This is a genomic window from Catellatospora sp. NPDC049609, from assembly GCF_040675365.1.
GTDB lineage: Bacteria > Actinomycetota > Actinomycetes > Mycobacteriales > Micromonosporaceae > Catellatospora.
This window is the reverse complement of sequence record NZ_JBFAOU010000454.1, coordinates 1-1526: the sequence shown is the minus strand read 5'-3', so window position 1 is coordinate 1526 and position 1526 is coordinate 1. Positions and strand designations below refer to the sequence as shown.

Here is a 1526-nt window from a genome sequence, read left to right as displayed (position 1 = left end):
CTGAAGCTCCTGCTGGTACTGGTGCGTGTGGTAACCCCAGTCCTATCAGGAGCTTCGCAAAATCGTGGACATCCTCACACCGGGTTGATCAACCCGAGACATCCACGGTCGTCAGGTTGAAATGACCTCAGTAGCAGGCTGTGGCCCACCGACAAGCTGACCAGGCAAATCGGTCGAGCAGCGATGATGGCAAGACAGGCACGGGACTTGTAGGCAAATCGGAGCGAAAACACTCCTACTTATCGAATAGCCCCGTGCCTGCTTACTATCTCCGACTGGCTGTCCGGCTAGGTCGGTGCCTCAAGCCGGTCGCTCTCCGGAGCCAGGCTCAGGAGCAGTAAGTGTAGGTGTGATACGCCCAGACATCCGGCTGGCCAACGTTAGACGAGTGGCCAACCAGGAACTTCGAGGTGTTCCGCGGCACACACGTCATACCCTGCCTGACCTGCGTACCGTTGACGTAGACATACCAGGTAACGAGCACGTCAGACGTCCTGCCGCAGTTGCCATAGAATGCTGTCGTATTGTAGTAGCCGCCGGAGCCGCCGTAGTCCACGTCGAGGCCGCAAACAAACTCCGTGCTCGGCGGCTCGGCTGCAGAGCTAGCGTGTGCGGAAGGACTCATGGTGAAGGTAGCGGCCACTACAGCCAGGCTCGCTGCAGCACGCACGATGGCGCGAGTCAGTCGCATGTTTCTCTCCCATTCAGAGCCACGGCCCGAGTTAGCCGGTACGGCTCGTTGGGAGTACGAGCGGTCGCGGCGGATAGTTCCAGATCAACTGCGCGGCGGCGTTGTCGGCCGAGCGGGTCTCGAATGGTGCGGTCAGCCGTACTGCGCGACGCGTCCAAGGAAGACACTCGCCACGCTCTTTCACGAGGTTCGGATCTTGGCTTGGCCCTGTTCCACGCGGTGGCGATTGTCGATCGCTGCTGGTGGTGGGCATGTTCTTGGCCCGGCTCGGGCCGGGTTTCTCCGTGTCCTGGTCGCGGGTTGCCGAACTGATGGCGTTGATCAGGTCGCGGGTTTGGGTAGTGCGGCGAGGCGGGCGAACGCGGTGGCCAGTTCGGCAGCCCAGGGCCAGGTGGCGTGGATGCGCAGGTGGACCCGTCGTGCGCCGCGGGTGATGCGGGCGGCGACGTGCAGGACCTGGTAGCGCAGTCGTCGGGGTTCGGCGCGGGCGAGTTCGCCGTCCAGGAGCAGGTGCTGGGTCCAGGTGAGCAGGTCGCAGCCGGTGAGGGCGAGTTCGAGCCAGGCGGCGTTGATCGCGAACACGCGGGACGGGAACCGGCCGAGGCCGGTGGCCTTGCCTCAGCCGATGCGGTCCTCGACGCGGGCATGTGCGCGGTGGCGGACCTCGAGGTGCTGGATCGAGCCTGCGCCGACGGGGGTGTCGATGGCGATGACCTGGTGGCGCCAGCCTTCGACGGTGTCGAACAGGTCGAGTTGCGCGCCGGGGTGGGGGCGTTCGCGCCGGGGGCGGTGGCCTGCAGCTGGCCGAAGTACGAGTTGACCTGCACGACCATGG

The 1526-nt window shown here is 64.6% G+C and carries 1 protein-coding gene and 1 pseudogene; both read right to left on the bottom strand.

Annotated features, from left to right (window positions below):
• Positions 1-328: 328 nt before the first annotated feature.
• Positions 329-691, bottom strand: coding sequence for a hypothetical protein (locus tag AB0J67_RS41075; protein ID WP_363491234.1), 363 nt, complete (start codon positions 689-691; stop codon positions 329-331).
• Between the two features lie 321 nt (positions 692-1012).
• Positions 1013-1526, bottom strand: a pseudogene (locus tag AB0J67_RS41070) (transposase); the annotation flags it as partial.